The organism is Mucilaginibacter sp. OK268, assembly GCF_900103125.1.
GTDB lineage: Bacteria > Bacteroidota > Bacteroidia > Sphingobacteriales > Sphingobacteriaceae > Mucilaginibacter.
Genome location: NZ_FNJV01000009.1, coordinates 118,145 through 137,636, shown reverse-complemented (window position 1 = coordinate 137,636; position 19,492 = coordinate 118,145). Strand labels below are relative to the sequence as shown.

Sequence of the window (19,492 nt, the reverse complement as noted above, 5' to 3'; positions counted from 1 at the left end):
GGTGCTCGAGCAAAGCGCAGATCGGGGGAGTCGTTTCACTCCCATTTAAATATATTTGTTCAGCAACAAATCTCAATTATGGAAAACTTACAGAAACAGGTTAAGGCATTAAAAATATACGCCGGCGTTTTAACCGTGGTGCTACTGGTGTTTATGGTTATCGTACTTAAACAGGTAAACGCTGCCGGTCATTTTAAACAGATCACAGCCGAACGTATTGACATTGTGGATGCCAACGGCCAGATCCGCATGGCTATCAGTAACCGCGAGCGCCAGCACCCGGGAACCATCGGCGGAAAAGAATTGCCTAAACGCGACCGCCCTGCAGGTATGATATTTTTTAATGATGATGGCGACGAATGCGGCGGACTGGTTTACGACGGCAATAAAAAGAGCGCCAGCATGACCTACTCTATCGATCAGTATCAGAACGACCAGATTATGCAGATCCAATACAGCCAGGACAAAGATGAAGGCAGCCTACAGCGTAGTTATGGGTTAAAACTATGGGACAAGTACGACAGTTTTCCTACGGTAAAAGTGGTAGCCTATGTCGACTCACTGAAGAACCTGAAGGATAGCGCAGCCTACAATGCCGGCATCAAAAAACTACAGCAACCGGGCGTAATAACCGCCGAGCGGCTTTTTGTAGGCAAGAACAACAAAGGCGAAGTGGGTTTATTTTTGCGGGACGATAAAGGCAAACCGCGCTTAAAAATTTATATCAACTCCCAAAATCAGCCGGTTATTGAAACTCTTGATGACAAAGGCGAGGTACTCGCATCCAAATAATTGACTGCCATTTTGCTGGCCTTTATAAATTGGCACGGGAATAGCTCTATAAGTCTGGAGTTCTGAGTATTAGGTCCGGAGTCTTTTTTACTTACCACTTAGAACTCAAGACTCACAAATAGAACTAATTACAGATACATGAAATTTATCAAAATAAAAAAACTGGGCACTGATATTAAACACCAGGCTGGTAAATTAGCCGATAGTGGTTTCAGGCAAATATTTGTCCATATAGACCAACTCAAGATCAAAAAAGGGGTGGATACCATGGGGCTGGATAAGTTTATAAACCAATGCGCGCTCATGGCAGCCGGTTCGGGAGTTATATCGGGCAGCGGTGGTATGGTCACGCTGATAGCAGGCATGCCTCTTGATTTTGCCAACCTCATTACCCAGCAATTCCGGGTAACTATGGCCGTTATGTACTATAACAAGGGCAGTTACCAAATTGAATTTAATGACTTTATGGGTCTGGTAGCCACTTCGCTAAGGGTGGAAGCTGGTGTGGCTATATCCAAAACCATGATGGAGGGTATTGCCGAAAAACTACTGATGGTACTGGGCACCCGCACCGCCGAAAGAATGGTACCCATAGTAGGCGCCGTGATTGGCGGTACTGCCAACTACCTGTTCATTAAACGCATGGGCGAAATGGTAAAAAAAATGCAGGACACGCCGGTAGTGATCCCGATAGCCCCCTAACCCCCTGAAGGGAAATAGCCTATGAAAAGAATAATGTGAAGCGGGGTGTCACCCTGAGCTCCGTCGAAGGGTAGAGCGCAGAGGCCTACCCACCATGCTTCGACAGAGCTCAGCATGACACCCTTTTTTAGAAATGTCTACTCATGGGCTTACTATAAACAGATAGCCAATTATTCCAATAACCCCGCCGGTATTTTTCCATCCACTTTTGAAAATGGAATGCCAAGCAGTTTTACCATAATGGGCGTCATATCGCGCAGGTTCATTTCTTCGATTATTGCGCCTTTGCGAATGCCCGGGCCATGGGCAATCAGGCCGGTACGGATATTTTTGGTGTCGGGGAAATGCCCGTGTGTACCGCCTTTGCCGGGTTTTACAGCATTGCCGGTGCTGGCTGCGCTGAATGCAGCGTCATGCTCGCCGGTAATTGCGAAAGCGACGTTCGGATTATAGCCGCCCTTGTCCAATTGTTGCCTGCTGATGATGCGGTAATATTGTTTCACGCTGTCGGGCTGTGCTTCCAATAGTGCTTTTACTTTACTGGCGGTAGCTTTATCGGCAGGATCTTTCAGGTACAGGTAGGCAGATCCGCCAGATGCATTGAATTGCGCTTTCCAGTCGCCGGTTTTTAAATCGTTGATCAAGCCGGCTTCTTTTAGCCATACATTGGGCGATATCGTCTTTTTTACATCGTAAAACCCGTGATCGCCGCCAATAAGTAATACCGTGTTTTCCCATATACCCGCTTCTTTCAAAGCATCTACGATAATGCCTACGGCAGCATCTGCATCAGCTACCGCTTCTTGTACATCTGTTCCGTAACGCCCCTCGACATGTTCTGCATGGTCGACAGAAAATACGTGAATAGTCATCAGCCCGGGCTTACTTTTTTTGATCACATACGCGGCTATTTGAGCTATGTTCTGATTTTTCCCGGCATCTATCTTATCCACGCCACCAAACACTTCTTTTTTTACCTCGGCATAAAAACCCTGCGGTAAGGAATATTGCGCGCGAACCTCATCGCCCAGACCGCCTATGTCGGGAATGTTGTAATCTACCGGAGCATTGGCAGATACCGGCCAGTAGAGCGAAGCTACAGTCATGCCTTTTTCTTTGGCGGCTTTCCAGATAGTGGGTGCATGTATGGAACTATCCTGCCAGTAAGGCTCTTGCGGCGCTCCATCGGGGGTAAATATATTGTTATAAAATATGCCGTGTTTTGCGGGCTGCACACCCGTAACTATGGTAGTATGCGAAGGATAGGTCATGGAAGGGAACACGCTATTTACGCCCTTGGCATAAGCCCCATCTTTCATCAGCGCGCGCAGGTTAGGTGTTTGCCATTCGCTGTCGAGGTAAAAATCGGGCCGGAACCCATCAATGGTAATAAAGATAACGTGCTTGGCGGTTTGTGCCATAAGCTGCCCTGTTATCATAAACAAGGCCAGTAGTGCTATTGATAATTGTTTTTTCATATTAATCCGGTCAGGGTTTTGCGGGAGTAGGGGGAATCCACGAACAGGTAAAAAGAACAGCGCAAAGGTGTTTGTAATTCTGTTAACTTTTTATGATGTTATGATTATTTAATTTGCCTGAAGCACCTCATGATTTATGCCCGAGGATGGATACGCTTGGAAGCATAATTGCCGGAGTCAAAAAAAATGAGTATCTTTATAGATATACAACAGGCCTGCTTTCTTTTTTAAAGGGAGCAGGCCTGTTTAGTTAAGGGATAAAGGCCCAAAAAACAACTCATTTTTAACACATATATTTGATAAACAATCACTTAATACTTTTTAAAGTTTTAAAAACACATCAAAACCGTGTTAAAATTTGTTAAAAAGTGTTAAAATCGATTTTTCTCGAGCGTTTTTGAGCCGTTTTTACCCGTTTTCGACGCGAAATTTGTTAAAATTTAAGGTTTAAAAAGTTTTTGTTAAGCTTTTATTGAGCGTTCCGGCCGGCCGCCACTTCGTTAGTAAGTTTTACAAAATCGGCAACAGTGAGTCGCTCGGCCCGCAGATCGAGGGTGGCATTACCGGTCATCTGTTCTTTGTTGATCAATGATGATATGGCATTGCGCAGCGTTTTGCGGCGCTGGTTAAAACCGGCCTTTACAATCTGCCAGAACAGCTTCTCGTCGCAATCCAGGGCCTCAGCGCTATTGCGTGTAAGTCTGATCACCGCCGAAAGCACTTTGGGTGGCGGGTTAAACACACCGGCCTTTACGGTAAACAGGTACTCTACCTTGTAATAGGCCTGTAAAAACACGCTCAGGATACCGTATTCCTTGCTACCGGCTTTGGCACTACAACGTTCGGCTACTTCCTTCTGGAACATGCCAACCACTTCAACTACCTGCTCGCGGTTGTCGAGCACTTTAAACAGTATCTGGGAGGATATATTATAGGGGAAATTACCGATAATAGCCAGCGGACCGTTGAATACCGCTTTAAAATCCATCTCCAGAAAGTCGGCATTGATGAGGCGGCTGCCCAATTGGGGGTATTTTTTTTGCAGGTACTGGTATGATTCCTCGTCAATATCGATCAGGGATACCTCATACTCCGGTTTCTGCAATAAAAAGTCGGACAGGATACCCATACCCGGGCCAACTTCCAGCACATGGTTATAACGGCCATCAGGTTTCAAACTGTCCACAATTTTGGCAGCGATATTTTTATCAGTAAGAAAGTGTTGCCCTAAATGTTTTTTTGCCCTTACCAACGTCATTATTAATCAAATATTTGAGCAAATTAAGGCATATTTGTGCTTTATTCAGGAACTATAAGCTTAAAATCTTTTATTTGCAGTAAAAAAACGAGGTAAAAGCTGAAAGGCTAAGGGCAAAAGGTAATACCCAAGCCTCGAATTATTAATAAAAACAATCGCAGATCAAAATCAGTGAAATCACTTCATAATCGGTGAAATCCTGTAATAATCAGTGTAATCATACATAATAACATGAGCGAAAAAATTAAAGTAGGGATAAGCATAGGTGATGTAAATGGCATTGGACTAGAAATAATTATTAAAACCCTGGCCGATGCCCGCATTTACGATTATTGTACACCCATTGTTTACGGGCATACCAAGGTAGCCTCGTTTCACCGCCGTGCAACCCAGGTTAGTGAACTTAATTTTCATGTTATTAATGATCCGTCGCAATCGCAACCTAAAAAACCCAACATGATCAACTGCTGGGAAGAGGATGTAAAAATTGAAATGGGTCAGGTTACGGAGGCCGGAGGCAAATACGCCTTCATCTCTTTAGAACGCGCTACTTTTGATCTGAAAGAGGGTTATATCGATGCTCTGATCACAGCTCCTATCAATAAAGATAATATACAAAGCGAGCAGTTTAATTTTCCGGGTCACACCGAATATTTACAGCAACGCGATGGTGCTGCCGAATCGCTGATGTTTTTGGTGAGCGATACCCTGCGGGTTGGCGTTGTAACCGGGCACATCCCTATTAGTAAAGTATCCGAAAGCATTACCGGCGAAAAAATACTGGCCAAGCTTAAGCTGATGAACCACAGCCTGCAAAATGATTTCTGGATACGCAAACCCAAAATCGCGGTGCTGGGCCTTAACCCGCATGCCAGCGATAACGGACTGATTGGCAATGAGGAAAAAGAAGTGATCATACCGGCTATTGAAGAAGCCCGCAACAATGATATCATGGCCTTTGGCCCATACTCTGCCGATGGTTTTTTTGCCAACGGAACCTATTTGCAATTTGATGCCGTACTGGCCATGTATCACGACCAGGGACTTATTCCTTTTAAGCAAATAGCATTTGAATCGGGAGTTAATTTTACCGCGGGTTTAAATTTTGTACGCACCTCGCCAGATCATGGTACCGCTTACGACATAGCCGGTAAAAACCAGGCTTCGGAAATATCATTCCGTGAGGCGCTGTTCACGGCTATACATATTGTGAAGCATCGCCGCGAAACCCTGGAGCTGAATGAAAATCCGTTGGTATTTACCAAACTGAGCCGCGACAGGGACTAAAATCCGGTCTGTAATAATAATGTTTCAATTTAATTAACGTTAGATTAAAACATTTGCTTAGTTATCGCATTTACCACTTTAATGAATGATTTTTTTAGTCGAGTCCGATCCATTGATGCTTTCCGCGCTGTAACAATGTTCCTGATGATATTTGTGAATGACCTCGACGGCATTCCAAATACACCAAACTGGCTCAAACATGCTGGAGAAAATGTTGATGCCTTAGGGATGGCTGATACTATTTTCCCTGCGTTTTTATTTATTGTTGGTTTATCGATACCGTTCGCTTTCCAAAACAGGTTGAAGAGTGGCAACTATAAATTGCTGTCGCGCATCGTCAGTCGTTCATTTGCCCTGGTATTTATTGGCTTTTATCATGCCAATATGGAAACCTATAACGAGGTTACAACGCTGCTACCCAAGCCCGTTTGGGAAAGCCTGGTTACGTTTAGCTTCTTCTTTATATTTTTAGATTACGGCAAAGATACCTCCAACCTTAAACGATATATATTACAAGGATTTGGCATAGCCTTGCTCCTGGCCATGTCCATCCTCTATAAAACCAGCGATCCGGGACATACCTGGCTGCATTTTACCTGGTGGGGCATCCTGGGACTGATAGGTTGGGCATACCTGCTTTGCGCGCTTATCTATTATTACTCGGGTGGTTATTTATGGATCCAGGCGGCGGCATGGATATTCTTCATGTTCTTTAACATCGATTTTCACTTCGGTTTTTTGGATTTCCTGGCTCCACTGCAAAAATATGTGTGGATAGCCGGCAACGGAGCCATGCAGGCCTTTACTATGGCCGGGGTATTTGTATCGGTATTATATATGCGGCTTAAGGCCAACAACGAACTTAAATTATTATGGGCCGCCCTGATCATGATCGCCATTATCATGTTTAACATGGGCTTCATAGTACGCTACTTTAGCGGTGGCATTTCCAAAGCGCGCGATACCCCTTCATGGGTGCTTATTTGCACGGGCATTAGTTTGGTGATGTATGCCATTTTTATTTATGTGGTCGATTTTAAACATAAATACAACTGGTTCAAGATCATTGAGCCGGCCGGTACCAATACGTTTACCTGTTATATTGTGCCGTTCCTGTTTTACCCCATGTATGAAATGAGCAACCTGGGCTATCCCGAATACCTGAGCCAGGGAACCGGCGGATTGATCAAATGTGTCATATTCGCTTTTGTAATGGTTTGGCTAACCGGCTTGCTGGATAAGATCAATATCAGGCTGAAAATTTAATCAATCTAAAAAGCGTCAAAAACGACGCGTTTAAACTAAAATATGGCCCATTGAATTTCAAATACCGAAATGGTATTCGGTTTATATAATGCCCTGTTTTTGATAATTAGCGTTGTATATTAAAGTATTATCTTTACCTTTAACCGTTAGCGTATAACCGGGCTTACAACCAAATTAAAAAAACAGTTTCCAGTTATGGTATTTTTCCCTACATTTGCGGGCTAATTGTTGCTCATTGAAATCGCTTAGAACATATTCGATTCCTTTTACAGGGCTTAAACTGGGGAAACACCAGTTTGAATACGCTGTTGACGACGCTTTTTTTGACGAGTTTGATTACTCGCTTGTAAAAAAGGCGAACCTGCAGTGCCAGGTAGAGTTGGACAAACAGGAAACAATGCTGATACTGAATTTTCATATCAGCGGAACCGTTAATACCGCCTGCGACAGGTGTTTGGCCCAATATCCGCAACCGCTGGATATAACCGAACAGCAGATCGCTAAGTTTAGCGACGAGGTGATTGACGAAGATGATGAGATCATCACCCTGAGTAAAAATGATCACGAGATCAATATAGCGGGGTTAATATATGAATACATAAATGTTGCCATGCCATTTATATCGGTATGCGGCGACGAGGGTAACACCTCTTATTGTGATAAAGAGATGCTCGAAAAGTTAAACAACCTTTCGGGAACTGACGGACAAAATGAGCAGACAGACCCACGGTGGGATGTACTCAGGAAAATAAATAAATAACAAATAACAGGATCATGCCACATCCAAAACGTAAAATATCCAAATCAAGAAGAGATAAGCGTAGAACACACTACAAAGCTGAAGCTCCAACTTTAACTACCTGCCAAACTACCGGTGCTATTCACTTACCGCACAGAGCTTATACTGTTGATGGTAACGTTTACTACAACGGTAAATTACTGATAGAGAAAGCAGCAGTAGCATAAGTTTAATTTTCTGAAAATGAAGATTGGCTTAGATATTATGGGCGGTGATTTTGCTCCCAAAGCAGCCGTTTTAGGGGCAATCGAAGCTTATAAGGCTTTATCTGCCGACCAAAAACTGGTGCTTATTGGTGATAAAGAAATTGCTGCCACTATTCTTCAGGAAAACAATGTGAGCCCCGATCACTTTGAGTTTGTACACACAACCGAAGTGATAGGTATGGGCGAACACCCTACAAAAGCCATTGTTCAAAAACCGGACTCAAGTATTTCGGTTGGTTTTCAATTGCTTAAAGAGGGCCAAATACAAGCTTTTTCTTCGGCTGGTAATACCGGTGCCATGCTTGTTGGTGCCATGTTCAGCGTAAAAACCATTCCCGGCGTTATTCGTCCGGCAATGACCACTATTGTACCCAAACTTAAAGGAGGTTTGGGTATTTTGTTGGATGTAGGTGCCAATGCCGATTGCAAGCCAGATGTTATGGTGCAGTTTGGCGTATTGGGCAGCTTACTCGCACAGTCAGTATATGATATTACCAATCCGCGTGTGGCATTGATGAACATTGGCGAAGAAGAAGAAAAAGGTAATATACTAAGCCAAGCCACCTACCCTTTAATGAAAGAAACACCTCTGTTTAACTTTGTAGGTAACGTTGAAGGACGCGACCTGTTCAGTGAAACTGCCGATGTTTATGTATGTGATGGCTTTACCGGTAATGTAATATTAAAGCTTGCCGAATCGTTTTATGTAATAACACGAAAGAAACAGCTTAATGACGAGTTTTTTGACCGGTTCAATTATGAGCAATACGGTGGCAGCCCTATCCTGGGTGTAAACGCCCCGGTAATTGTAGGCCATGGCATTTCGAGTCCCGAAGCTATCAAAAACATGATCCTTTTATCAAAAAACATGATTGAGAGCAAACTGGTGGACAAAATTAAACAAGCTTTTCAGTAAAAAAATAAAAGATGAGTAAAATTCATGCTGCTATTACTGCTGTACATGGTTACGTTCCCGACTATATCCTAACCAACCAGGAGCTTGAAACTCTGGTTGATACCAATGATGAGTGGATTGTAAGCCGTACAGGCATTAAAGAGCGCCGTATACTTAAAGGCGAAGGCTTGGGTACATCTGATCTGGCAGTTCCCGCGGTTAATGGCTTGTTAAAAAAACGAGGTATAAGCGCCGAAGAAATTGACCTTATTATTTTTTGCACAACTACGCCCGATATGCCATTCCCGGCAACAGCGAACATCCTGGCCAACAAAATTGGCGCGGTGAACGCGTGGGGGTTCGATCTGCAGGCTGCCTGTTCCGGCTTTATATTTGGCCTTACCACAGGTGCCCAGTTTATCGAAAACGGTAAACATAAAAAAGTACTGGTAATAGGCGGCGATAAAATGTCGTCGATAGTAAATTACCAGGATCGTGCTACCTGCATTATTTTTGGTGATGGCTGCGGTGCAGTGCTACTTGAGCCTAATACCGAAGGCTATGGCATTATAGATTCTATCCTGAAAAGCGATGGTGCCGGTGCTCAGTATTTACACCAAAAAGCCGGAGGCTCTGTAAAACCGGCAACTCATGAAACTGTGGAAGCCCGTGAACATTTTGCTTACCAGGAAGGCCCCGCAGTATTTAAATTCGCGGTAACCAATATGGCCGATGTAGCCCATGAAGTAATGGAGCGCAATGGCCTTGGTGCTGATGATGTTGCCTGGTTGGTACCTCATCAGGCCAATAAACGCATCATTGATGCTACAGCCAGTCGTACCGGTTTAAGTGCCGATAAAGTGATCATCAATATTGAACGTTATGGCAACACTACTAATGGAACCATACCATTATGTTTGTGGGAGTGGGAGAGCAAGTTCAAAAAAGGTGATAATCTTATTCTAGCGGCATTCGGCGGTGGATTTACCTGGGGCTCCGTTTATTTAAAATGGGCCTATTAAGTGTACATACAGAAAAATAAAACATCTGTTCATTTTAATATGTTACTTAATTTATAGCCAAATCATAAAAAACATTTGCACATTTGCAGTCTGCATATTTGCATATTGCCAGTTTGCACATTATCATATAACTTAGATAATAAACTTTATCCAAAACCACTCAATCCCAAAGTATGGATATTAAACAAATTCAGGACCTTATTCGTTTTGTTTCAAAATCAGGCGTAAACGAAGTGTCAATTGAGCAAAAAGATTTTAAGATCACCATAAAAACCAACGAGGTTCAGCCGCAGGTTATTCATGCAAGCATTCCGGCGCAAACCGCCCCTGTTGCATTACCGGTTGCCCCTGTTGCGTCGGCAGAGCCGGCGGTTCCGGTTGCTCCGGCAGCGGCCGATACCTCCAAGTATCTTACTATCAAATCTCCAATGATCGGCACTTTTTACCGTTCAGCCAGTCCAGATAAACCATTATTTGTAAACGTTGGCGATGAAATAAAAACAGGCACTGTTGTTTGCATCATCGAAGCCATGAAACTTTTCAACGAGATCGAGTCTGAAATTTCAGGTCGTATCGTCAAAGTATTGGTTGACAATGCTTCGCCGGTTGAGTACGATCAGCCTTTATTTTTAGTAGAACCTATTTAGTAGATTGCAGATGTGCGGATTTCAGATGTGCAGATGATCGGTTTTAATTCATCTGCACATTTATAATTTGCACATCTGCATATCTGTAATTTATCATCTGCATATTTGCACATTTGTAATCTGCACATTTAAAAAAAGATGTTTAAAAAAATATTAATAGCTAACCGGGGTGAGATTGCCTTACGTATTATCCGTACTTGTAAAGAGATGGGTATAAAAACCGTAGCTGTATATTCAACTGCCGACCGTGATAGCCTTCATGTGCGTTTTGCTGATGAGGCTGTTTGCATAGGTCCGCCACCAAGTCGCGATTCTTACTTAAGTATTCCTAATATCATTTCGGCTGCCGAACTTACCAATGCCGATGCCATACATCCTGGCTACGGCTTTTTGTCTGAAAATGCTAAATTTTCGTCTATTTGTGCCGATTACGGTATCAAATTTATTGGAGCCACGGCCGATCAGATCAATAAAATGGGTGATAAGGCATCAGCAAAGGAAACCATGAAAAAAGCCGGTGTACCTATTGTACCCGGATCAGAAGGTTTGCTTACCGATGTAAAACAAGGTATCGCCATTTCAAATAAAATAGGCTATCCTGTTATATTAAAAGCTACTGCCGGTGGCGGTGGCCGCGGTATGCGTATTGTTTGGAAAGATGAAGAGTTTGAGAATGCCTGGGATTCGGCCCGTGCTGAATCGGGTGCTGCTTTTGGCAACGACGGCCTTTATCTGGAAAAATATGTACAGGATCCACGCCACATCGAGATACAGGTAGTCGGCGATCAATATGGTAAAGTGTGCCACCTTTCTGAGCGCGATTGTTCTATTCAGCGTCGTCACCAGAAATTGGTGGAAGAATCACCTTCTCCGTTCATGACCGAAAAGCTTCGTAAAAAAATGGGCGATGCGGCTATAAAAGGAGCTAAAGCCGTTAAATACGAAGGTGCCGGTACGGTAGAGTTTTTGGTTGATAAAGACCGTAACTTCTACTTTATGGAAATGAATACCCGTATCCAGGTAGAACACCCGGTTACCGAAGAGGTGATCAACTTTGACCTGATTAAGGAGCAAATAAAAGTTGCCGCTGGTATCCCTATTTCCGGTAAAAACTACGAGCCAACTATGCATGCCATCGAGTGCCGTATCAATGCCGAAGATCCGTTTAACGGTTTCCGTCCCTCACCAGGTAAAATAACCAATTTCCATTCACCGGGTGGTCATGGCGTGCGTATAGATACGCATGTGTACACAGGTTACGTGATCCCGCCAAACTATGATTCGATGATAGCCAAGGTGATCTGCGTAGCGCAAACCCGTGATGAAGCATTGAGTACCATGGAAAGAGCTTTAAGTGAATTTGTGATAGAAGGTGTAAAAACAACTATACCATTCCATCTTAAATTATTGCAGGATCCTAACTTCCGTGCCGGTAATTTCACCACCAAGTTTATGGAAACCTTTGAATTTTAATATAAATTCAAACTATCTTCATATAATTAAACGTACTTAGCACAATAGCGTTTTTACAGCGGTATTTAAACCATGAGCGATAACAAGTTAATTAAAGCCATCAAAGACAAAGGCAAAACGATGGAGGCAGAAATGTCTTTCTTCGATCATTTGGAAGCGCTGAGGTGGCATTTGGTAAGGGCATCAATAGCCATTGTAATATTTACCGCTGTTGTATTTTACTTTTACGACTGGATTTTTGCTAATGTGATCATGGGGCCGGCCAAGACAACCTTCTGGACCTATCGTATGCTTTGTGAAATCGGAGCAGCTTTGCATCGCTCTGGGTTTTGCATTGATAAGATCAATATTCAACTGATCAATACCGAAATGGCCGGGCAGTTTACGCTCCAGATCAATTCAGCACTCCTGATAGGTATTACATTGGGTATCCCCTACCTCATCTGGGAGATATGGCGCTTTATAAAACCAGCCCTTCACGAAAAAGAACGTAAAGCCGCTACCGGATTTGTTTTTTATGCCTGCATGCTGTTTTTCCTGGGTGTGATGTTTGGGTACTACGTCATTACCCCCATGTCCATTAACTTTTTATCAAGCTATACGGTAAGTGATCAAATTAAGAATTTATTCTCTATTGATTCCTATATATCATCAGTTGCTACCTTAACATTGGCAACCGGTGTGGTTTTTCAATTGCCGATATTGGTTTACATATTATCAAACCTGGGTATTTTAACACCCAAATTCATGCGTGAAACACGCAGATATGCCATCGTGATCATCCTGATTATCGCGGCTGTGGTAACACCAACACCCGATATGTTAACCATGACGGTAGTAAGTATCCCACTGTTTGTATTGTATGAAGTAAGTATCGTAGTAGCTGGTTTGGTTGAAAAAAGAAAACTCAAACGCCACGAAGAAGTGATGTCATAAATAAGATATACGTACAATAAATAAAAAAAGCGGTCACTAAGTAGCCGCTTTTTTTATTTAAAATCATGGTTTACACTGTAAACCGTTTTTTTATAGCAAAAAAATTATAACTAATTGATTATGAATGATATAAAAACGAATTAACCCAAAAAAGTGTAAACCATGTAAACCCACTTTTTAAGCAAATGGCTTGCTTGTGTAGTCAAAATTTATTCCCCTTTCGGCGAGCGTTTGAGCGGAACTTATTTTGAAAATCTTACTATGTGAAATTGGCATATTCGCACATCTAAATAATTTGCACATTTGTACATTAACTTAACACTTATATAACTGATGAAAGAAGGGCTAAAGATTGCCATTGGCGCCGACCATGCCGGCTTTGATTACAAACAGGCTTTGTTGGAAACCGTACCAGCAGCAGAACTAAAAGATTTCGGCACCTACTCAAACGCCTCGGTAGATTATCCCGACTTTGCCCATCCCGTTGCCTCAGCCGTTGAAAGTGGTGAATTTGATCTGGGCATACTGGTTTGCGGTAGTGCCAACGGTGTAGCCATTACAGCCAATAAACATCAGGGTATCCGCGCAGCCATTTGCTGGACAGTTGAACTGGCCGAGCTGGCCCGTAAACATAATAATGCCAATATTGTATGTATCCCTGCCCGCTTTATCAGCATTGAGGAGGCCGAAAAAATTGTAGCTGCTTTTCTAAGTACAGAATTCGAAGGCGGTCGCCATGCCACACGCGTGGGCAAAATTGCCTGCTGAGAAAACTTAAGGCAGAAACCTCTGAATAAAACATTCTATGAACATAATTAATCTACAAACATGAAAAAAATATACCTGTGGACTATTTCATCGGCATTTGCTTTAAATGCCTGCGCCCAGCAAAATCCAACCATTATAAAATACGCCAAGCTGATCACTGCTGATGACGCCAAAAAACACCTGAGTATAATAGCATCAGACGCATTTGAGGGTCGCGAAACCGGGAAACCCGGCGCCGAGAAAGCGGCAAATTATATCGCGGCTGAATTTAAACGGTTAGGCTTGCAAGCGCCTGTAAATGGATCGTACTTTTTGGATGTTCCGCTTACACAAAATCTGTTGCAGGTAACCGATTTTACAGTAAACGGAAAAGTATTCTCTTATGGAAAAGACTTCTACCTTACCGGAACCTATCCCGATAAAAACTTAACTGCCAATACAGTCGTATTCGTGGGTTATGGAACCGAAGCTGAAATAAGCGCTATCGATTTGACCGGGAAAATACTGCTTTGGATAAATGAGGACAAATCAGAAGCCGGCTCTACCCCCAACACAAGCTACCGCATGACGGCCGCCCGTACCAAAATTGTTAAAAACCTGCAAAGCAAAAAACCTTTAGCCATACTTGCAGCTAACCCGGGCATTGCTGCTGCATTGAGTCGCTTCGGTAACAGCATAGCAAGTGCGCGTTTAACCATCAAGAAGGACGACGCTGTATCATCAAACCCAAATGCACCGGTATTCAATATCACTAGCAGTCTGGCAGATGAGCTGTTAAAAACTACCGGTATAACCTATGAACGGTTAAAGGTACAGTCGGCCGCTAAGACTACTCCAGCGATAGCTGCGAATACCGATATCGTATTAAATTATCATACCGAAAAGAAAGATGTAAAAGCAGTTGATGTACTGGGCTACATGCCGGGTACCGATCTTAAAGATGAAGTACTTGTATTTTCGGCACACTATGATCACATCGGTTTAAACCCGGATCAAAATGCAAAGGATAAAGTAAATAACGGTGCCGATGATGACGGCTCCGGCACTACCGGGATACTCGAGATTGCCCGTGCATTTTCACAAGCCAAAAAAGATGGGCACGGCCCACGCCGCAGTATCCTGTTTTTAGGTAATGTGGGTGAAGAAAAAGGCTTACTGGGATCCGAGTACTATTCTGAACACCCGGTTTTTCCACTGGCTAACACTATAGCCGACCTCAACATTGATATGATCGGTCGTGTGGGTGAAGAGTATATAGGCAAGCCTGATTCAGCTAATTATGTTTATGCCATAGGATCATCTATGTTGAGTAAAGAACTGCATGAAGTTGGGGAGAATGCCAATAATACTTACACCAAGCTGCATTTAGATTATAAATATGATGATCCTAATGATCCAAACCGGTTTTACTATCGCAGTGATCATTATAACTTTGCCAAACATGGCGTACCTATTATTTTTTACTTTAACGGCGTACATGCAGATTATCATCAGCCTGGCGATGAAGTAAGCAAGATCAATTTCCCGCTGCTGGCTAAACGTGCACAACTGGTATTTTACACAGGCTGGGAACTGGCCAACCGAGATAAAAGACCTTTTGTAGACGGCAAGACATCCGAAGAGACCAGGTAAGCCTTTTTCAAAAATAGGCTATACAAAATTTTAAATGTAGAGACGCATATTTGCGTCTCTTTTTGTTTCCGGCAAATATTCAGAAGACGCAAATATGGGTAGTGTCTCCCTTTGAAACTTGAATAAAGAACCAAAGAAAAGGGGATAGTACTTACGCAGGAAAGTAAAAGAACTGAATTAGTGTATGACTAAAAATAATGCGAAATTTGAAAAGGCAATTGAACAACCCATAATTCAATATTTCATATGGACGTACAAGAACAAATCAAAGAGTATATTACCGGCCAACCTGAACCCAAACGTAGCGATATGCAAGAGTTGCACCGGTTCATACTTCAGGTATTACCGGGATGTAAATTATGGTTCCTTGATGGTAAAAACAGCGAAAATAAAACTGTTAGTAACCCCAATATAGGATATGGATTTTACACCATTAAATATGCTGATGGAAAAACCAGGGAGTTTTATCAAATTGGTTTGAGCGCGAACAAAACCGGAATCTCTATTTATATCCTTGGGATCGAGGATAAGACATACCTGGCCCAAACGTTCGGAAAAGAACTCGGCAAGGCGAACGTGACCGGGTATTGCATTAGGTTCAATCATCTAAAAGATATAAATACTAATATACTTGAAGCGGCAATACGATATGGAGTTGAGGTTACAAGTGAAAATTAAATTTCAAACTGAGACACTGCACTAATATACGTCTCTACAAAAAAAACCTTATTTTCGCATATATGGGAAGCACTGCGGAAGAGTTTTTGGTAGCCTCTGAAGAGAAGGCCTTTGATGTTGATCACCGCCGTATTATCAATAATAACATTGATAAATACAGCACTGCTGTTGAGCGCGGCCTTTCCCGCATTACTAACCTTGACAATGCCAAACGCAAAGGGCATGTGATCAAATGGAAAGTAATGGAAAACCTGGATAAGTTTTTACCTGAGTTTGAGGCTAATTTCCAAAAACGTGGCGGCAAAGTGATCTGGGCCAATGATGCCGAAGAAGCCAATCGCGAGATACTGAGCATTATCCGTAAAGCCAACGCCAAAACGGTCGTAAAATCAAAATCAATGGTTACCGAGGAAATTCATTTAAATGAGTTCCTGGAAAGTAACCAGGTAGAATCATTAGAGACCGACCTTGGCGAATACATTGTACAGCTCCTGGGGCAAAAGCCATACCATATAGTTACCCCGGCTATGCACCTCAGCAAGGAGGATATAGCCAAACTGTTTCATGAACGTTTCGGCACCCCTATTGATACCACTCCGGAGCAGCTTACCCTTAAAGCACGTGAATTACTCCGCGACAAATATCTGCAAGCGGATATCGGCATTACTGGCGCCAATTTTCTACTGGCTGATACAGGTAGCATAGCTATTAGTGAGAACGAGGGAAATGCGCGCTTATGTACCACATTCCCTAAAATTCACATCGCCATTGTGGGTATCGAAAAACTGATACCATCTATTACCGATCTCGACCTGTTCTGGCCCATGCTATCCACTCATGGCACCGGGCAAAACCTCACGGTTTATAATACCATTTTAAGCGGCCCCCGCCAACCCAATGAAACCGATGGGCCCGACGAAATGTATGTGATACTACTGGATAACGGTCGCACTAATCTGTTAGCTCAGAAAGAGCAGCGCCAGGGTTTATACTGCATCCGCTGCGGTGCCTGCTTAAACGTTTGCCCTATTTACAAAAACATAGGTGGCCATACTTATAATACAACCTATAGCGGCCCCATTGGCTCTATTATTACGCCACATACCAGGGGGATGGGTGAGTTTAAGCACTTAAGCTACGCTTCCAGCTTATGCGGCAGGTGTACCGAGGTTTGCCCAGTTAAGATCGACATTCATAAAATGTTACTCCTTAACCGTCGCGATGCCGTAAAAGAACACCTGGTTACCTCTAAAGAGCGCTGGGGCTGGAGCATCTGGACAAAAGGTATGCTCAAACGTAAACTCATGGACTTTTTTGGCGGTAAAATGAAGAACTACCTCCTTAAAACTTTCTTTAAAAAGACATGGGGGCACCTACGGGATATGCCAAATGTGGCCGAAAAATCATTCAGCAAACAGTGGCAGGAAAAAAACCGCGTTCAAGAAGAAGAATAGATCTGTAATACATTCAAAACTACCATGCGAAAAATAATTTTAAACCTGGCTGTTAGTCTTGACGGCTACATTGAAGGCCCCAATGGCGAATACGATTGGTGCTTCGCCGATCAGGACTATGGCATGACTGCATTTTTAGGCGGTACCGATGCCATATTTCTTGGACGCAAAAGTTATGAGATGCTCATGCGCGATAGTCCGGAGGTATTTGCGGCAATTAAAATGTACGTTTTCTCCAATACCCTGACAAAAGTTGAAGGTAACACGGAAATTATTACTGAAGCCGATTTTAAAACGCGTATAGAAGAGATCAGGCATCAACCCGGCGCCAATATATGGTTGTTTGGCGGAGCGGAACTGGTATCGGCATTTATAACCCATAATATGATCAACGAATTGTTGATCTCCGTACATCCGGTAATTTTAGGTGCCGGCAAACCACTTTTTACCAATATAAAAGAACGAACAGAACTCACATTGATTGATAGTGAACAATTCAGCAGTGGGTTGGTACAATTGAAATATGCGCTCAAACCAAAGTTTGATATGGGTATGTTGGATAATTTGTAAAGACCAAAATTTCAAAGGGATAACGCTTTATGGTTTCAAGAGCGCCATCGGCAAGGCTTTTTAATGATGGAAATTTCATTGGTACAAGGTTTATTTATCCAATGTACTGATTTTTGTAAAATATATGCGGTAAAAGCTTATCTGCACGGGCTTAGGGATTGCATTTTACACATTAGTGTTTATATTTGCGGTCGCAAAAAACATCATTTTATATAAATATAATGAGAGAAATACAGTTCAGAGAAGCGCTAAGAGAGGCCATGGTCGAAGAAATGCGCAACGACGATAAAATATACCTGATGGGTGAAGAGGTTGCCGAATATAATGGCGCCTATAAAGTAAGCCAGGGTATGCTGGATGAATTTGGTGCAAAACGCGTTATTGATACGCCCATCTCTGAATTAGGCTTTGCCGGTATAGGCATTGGCTCTGCCATGAATGGATTGCGCCCGATCATCGAGTTCATGACCTTTAACTTTTCGTTAGTGGCTATTGACCAGATCATCAATGGTGCAGCCAAGATCATGTCTATGAGTGGTGGCCAGTTCTCGGTTCCGATCGTTTTCCGCGGCCCAACCGGTAACGCAGGTATGCTAAGCTCACAACACAGTCAGTGTTTCGAAAACTGGTATGCCAACTGTCCTGGTTTAAAAGTGGTGGTACCATCAAACCCTTACGATGCTAAAGGTTTATTAAAATCAGCTATTATTGATCCGGATCCGGTTATTTTCATGGAATCTGAATTAATGTATGGCGATAAAGGCGAAGTTCCTGAAGAAACTTATTATATACCATTAGGTAAAGCAAAGGTTGTTAAAGAAGGCTCTGATGTTACTTTAGTAGGCTTTGGCAAGATCATGAAAGTGGTTATAGCTGCAGCTGCCGAACTGGAAAAAGAAGGTATCCATGCCGAAGTGATCGACCTGCGTACTGTACGTCCTATTGATTATGCTACAGTGATTGAGTCGGTTAAAAAAACAAACCGCTTAGTGATCATTGAAGAAAGCTGGCCTTTAGGTTCAATTGCTACTGAAGTTGCCTTTAAAGTACAAAAAGACGCGTTTGATTATCTTGATGCACCTATATTACGCATTATGGGTGGCGACGTTCCTTTGCCTTATGCACCAACCCTGATCCAGGAATACCTGCCAAATCCGGAGCGTGTTATTAAAGCGGTTAAAGAGGTAATGTACGTTACTAAATAATAACGTTATAATGATATGGTTTAAAGCCCCGACCGATTGGTCGGGGCTTTTTTATTTAATGTGAGTTGAGATAGTTCTACCATTGAATATTTTATTAAAATTGGGTTTACATGGTTTACACTTTTTACGGTTTACACTTGCTTAATTGATTGATAATCAATTAATTATTTTTTATTTTGCCATAAAAAACGGTTTACAGTGTAAACCATGATTTTGGCTAAATTTTAGTACCCCCTTCGAGAAATCCCGAGGGGACTAAAATTTTCATAAAAAGCGTGGCTGTCACCCTGAGCTTCGTCGAAGGGTCGAGCGCAGAGGCCCCACCCACCATGCTTCGACGGTGCTCAGCATGACACCACTTTGAGGATAGCTGCCAATGATTGGCTATTACTCTCCTGAAAGGGGCCCCCGTAGTTCTGTAAAA

19 protein-coding genes are annotated in these 19,492 nt (G+C 42.8%); 17 read left to right on the top strand and 2 right to left on the bottom strand.

Annotation, left to right across the window (positions count from 1 at the left end; genetic code table 11):
* The first annotated feature begins 78 nt into the window (after positions 1-78).
* Together BLR84_RS23865 and BLR84_RS23860 are read left to right on the top strand one after the other, a co-directional pair.
* A complete protein-coding gene (locus BLR84_RS23865) occupies positions 79-792 on the top strand; it encodes a hypothetical protein (protein WP_090472774.1) in 714 nt (237 codons plus the stop codon).
* 138 nt (positions 793-930) lie between these two features.
* A complete protein-coding gene (locus BLR84_RS23860) occupies positions 931-1,494 on the top strand; it encodes a hypothetical protein (RefSeq protein ID WP_090472773.1) in 564 nt (187 codons plus the stop codon).
* A gap of 170 nt (positions 1,495-1,664) precedes the next feature.
* Here BLR84_RS23860 and BLR84_RS23855 read toward each other — a convergent pair whose 3' ends face one another.
* Positions 1,665-2,972: an alkaline phosphatase family protein gene (locus tag BLR84_RS23855; protein WP_090472772.1), complete on the bottom strand. Its 1,308-nt coding sequence runs from the start codon at positions 2,970-2,972 to the stop codon at positions 1,665-1,667.
* 469 nt (positions 2,973-3,441) lie between these two features.
* Positions 3,442-4,230, bottom strand: coding sequence for a 16S rRNA (adenine(1518)-N(6)/adenine(1519)-N(6))-dimethyltransferase RsmA (gene rsmA, locus BLR84_RS23850; RefSeq protein ID WP_090472771.1), 789 nt, complete (start codon positions 4,228-4,230; stop codon positions 3,442-3,444).
* 231 nt (positions 4,231-4,461) lie between these two features.
* Here rsmA and pdxA point away from each other — a divergent pair, with 231 nt between their 5' ends.
* The 15 genes from pdxA to BLR84_RS23775 all read left to right on the top strand — a co-directional run bounded on the left by pdxA (position 4,462) and on the right by BLR84_RS23775 (position 19,068).
* Positions 4,462-5,517, top strand: coding sequence for a 4-hydroxythreonine-4-phosphate dehydrogenase PdxA (pdxA, locus tag BLR84_RS23845; RefSeq protein WP_090472770.1), 1,056 nt, complete (start codon positions 4,462-4,464; stop codon positions 5,515-5,517).
* A gap of 144 nt (positions 5,518-5,661) precedes the next feature.
* A complete protein-coding gene (locus BLR84_RS23840; protein ID WP_369829203.1) occupies positions 5,662-6,783 on the top strand; it encodes a DUF5009 domain-containing protein in 1,122 nt (373 codons plus the stop codon).
* Positions 6,784-7,018: 235 nt separating this feature from the next.
* A complete protein-coding gene (locus tag BLR84_RS23835) occupies positions 7,019-7,543 on the top strand; it encodes a YceD family protein (protein ID WP_090472768.1) in 525 nt (174 codons plus the stop codon).
* A 14-nt stretch (positions 7,544-7,557) separates the two neighbouring features.
* Positions 7,558-7,749: a 50S ribosomal protein L32 gene (rpmF, locus tag BLR84_RS23830; RefSeq protein ID WP_090472767.1), complete on the top strand. Its 192-nt coding sequence runs from the start codon at positions 7,558-7,560 to the stop codon at positions 7,747-7,749.
* A gap of 16 nt (positions 7,750-7,765) precedes the next feature.
* Positions 7,766-8,704 carry a phosphate acyltransferase PlsX gene (gene plsX, locus BLR84_RS23825; protein ID WP_090472766.1) on the top strand — a complete coding sequence of 313 codons (939 nt, stop codon included), beginning with the start codon at positions 7,766-7,768 and terminating at the stop codon, positions 8,702-8,704.
* An 11-nt stretch (positions 8,705-8,715) separates the two neighbouring features.
* Entirely contained in the window at positions 8,716-9,705 is a 990-nt protein-coding gene (locus BLR84_RS23820; protein ID WP_090472765.1) for a beta-ketoacyl-ACP synthase III, read from the top strand.
* A gap of 173 nt (positions 9,706-9,878) precedes the next feature.
* Positions 9,879-10,352 carry an acetyl-CoA carboxylase biotin carboxyl carrier protein gene (gene accB, locus BLR84_RS23815; RefSeq protein ID WP_090472764.1) on the top strand — a complete coding sequence of 158 codons (474 nt, stop codon included), beginning with the start codon at positions 9,879-9,881 and terminating at the stop codon, positions 10,350-10,352.
* A 138-nt stretch (positions 10,353-10,490) separates the two neighbouring features.
* Complete coding sequence (gene accC / locus BLR84_RS23810) at positions 10,491-11,825, top strand: acetyl-CoA carboxylase biotin carboxylase subunit (protein WP_090472763.1); 1,335 nt, start codon at positions 10,491-10,493, stop codon at positions 11,823-11,825.
* A gap of 72 nt (positions 11,826-11,897) precedes the next feature.
* Positions 11,898-12,761, top strand: a complete 864-nt coding sequence (tatC, locus tag BLR84_RS23805; protein WP_090472762.1) for a twin-arginine translocase subunit TatC — start codon at positions 11,898-11,900, stop codon at positions 12,759-12,761.
* 333 nt (positions 12,762-13,094) lie between these two features.
* Entirely contained in the window at positions 13,095-13,529 is a 435-nt protein-coding gene (gene rpiB / locus BLR84_RS23800) for a ribose 5-phosphate isomerase B (RefSeq protein ID WP_090472761.1), read from the top strand.
* 60 nt (positions 13,530-13,589) lie between these two features.
* Positions 13,590-15,161 carry a M28 family peptidase gene (locus tag BLR84_RS23795; protein WP_090472760.1) on the top strand — a complete coding sequence of 524 codons (1,572 nt, stop codon included), beginning with the start codon at positions 13,590-13,592 and terminating at the stop codon, positions 15,159-15,161.
* Between the two features lie 246 nt (positions 15,162-15,407).
* Positions 15,408-15,839 (top strand): DUF1801 domain-containing protein, encoded by a 432-nt coding sequence (locus tag BLR84_RS23790; RefSeq protein WP_090472759.1) that lies wholly within the window; start codon positions 15,408-15,410, stop codon positions 15,837-15,839.
* A gap of 62 nt (positions 15,840-15,901) precedes the next feature.
* The gene (locus BLR84_RS23785; RefSeq protein WP_090472758.1) at positions 15,902-17,293 is read left to right on the top strand and encodes a LutB/LldF family L-lactate oxidation iron-sulfur protein; all 1,392 of its coding nucleotides are present in this window, start codon (positions 15,902-15,904) and stop codon (positions 17,291-17,293) included.
* 24 nt (positions 17,294-17,317) lie between these two features.
* Positions 17,318-17,863: a dihydrofolate reductase family protein gene (locus BLR84_RS23780; protein WP_090472757.1), complete on the top strand. Its 546-nt coding sequence runs from the start codon at positions 17,318-17,320 to the stop codon at positions 17,861-17,863.
* A gap of 221 nt (positions 17,864-18,084) precedes the next feature.
* Positions 18,085-19,068: a pyruvate dehydrogenase complex E1 component subunit beta gene (locus BLR84_RS23775; RefSeq protein WP_090472756.1), complete on the top strand. Its 984-nt coding sequence runs from the start codon at positions 18,085-18,087 to the stop codon at positions 19,066-19,068.
* The last annotated feature ends 424 nt before the right edge of the window (positions 19,069-19,492 follow it).

Bases quoted from the DNA above. Each gene is read 5' to 3' on its own strand.
- BLR84_RS23795 (WP_090472760.1), top strand. From the start codon at position 13,590: ATGAAAAAAATATACCTGTGGACTATTTCATCGGCATTTGCTTTAAAT.
- BLR84_RS23775 (WP_090472756.1), top strand. From the start codon at position 18,085: ATGAGAGAAATACAGTTCAGAGAAGCGCTAAGAGAGGCCATGGTCGAA.
- pdxA (WP_090472770.1), top strand. From the start codon at position 4,462: ATGAGCGAAAAAATTAAAGTAGGGATAAGCATAGGTGATGTAAATGGC.
- BLR84_RS23820 (WP_090472765.1), top strand. From the start codon at position 8,716: ATGAGTAAAATTCATGCTGCTATTACTGCTGTACATGGTTACGTTCCC.
- rpmF (WP_090472767.1), top strand. From the start codon at position 7,558: ATGCCACATCCAAAACGTAAAATATCCAAATCAAGAAGAGATAAGCGT.
- plsX (WP_090472766.1), top strand. From the start codon at position 7,766: ATGAAGATTGGCTTAGATATTATGGGCGGTGATTTTGCTCCCAAAGCA.
- accB (WP_090472764.1), top strand. From the start codon at position 9,879: ATGGATATTAAACAAATTCAGGACCTTATTCGTTTTGTTTCAAAATCA.
- rsmA (WP_090472771.1), bottom strand. From the start codon at position 4,230: ATGACGTTGGTAAGGGCAAAAAAACATTTAGGGCAACACTTTCTTACT.
- BLR84_RS23780 (WP_090472757.1), top strand. From the start codon at position 17,318: ATGCGAAAAATAATTTTAAACCTGGCTGTTAGTCTTGACGGCTACATT.
- tatC (WP_090472762.1), top strand. From the start codon at position 11,898: ATGAGCGATAACAAGTTAATTAAAGCCATCAAAGACAAAGGCAAAACG.
- BLR84_RS23860 (WP_090472773.1), top strand. From the start codon at position 931: ATGAAATTTATCAAAATAAAAAAACTGGGCACTGATATTAAACACCAG.
- accC (WP_090472763.1), top strand. From the start codon at position 10,491: ATGTTTAAAAAAATATTAATAGCTAACCGGGGTGAGATTGCCTTACGT.
- BLR84_RS23785 (WP_090472758.1), top strand. From the start codon at position 15,902: ATGGGAAGCACTGCGGAAGAGTTTTTGGTAGCCTCTGAAGAGAAGGCC.
- rpiB (WP_090472761.1), top strand. From the start codon at position 13,095: ATGAAAGAAGGGCTAAAGATTGCCATTGGCGCCGACCATGCCGGCTTT.
- BLR84_RS23865 (WP_090472774.1), top strand. From the start codon at position 79: ATGGAAAACTTACAGAAACAGGTTAAGGCATTAAAAATATACGCCGGC.
- BLR84_RS23840 (WP_369829203.1), top strand. From the start codon at position 5,662: ATGATATTTGTGAATGACCTCGACGGCATTCCAAATACACCAAACTGG.
- BLR84_RS23855 (WP_090472772.1), bottom strand. From the start codon at position 2,972: ATGAAAAAACAATTATCAATAGCACTACTGGCCTTGTTTATGATAACA.
- BLR84_RS23790 (WP_090472759.1), top strand. From the start codon at position 15,408: ATGGACGTACAAGAACAAATCAAAGAGTATATTACCGGCCAACCTGAA.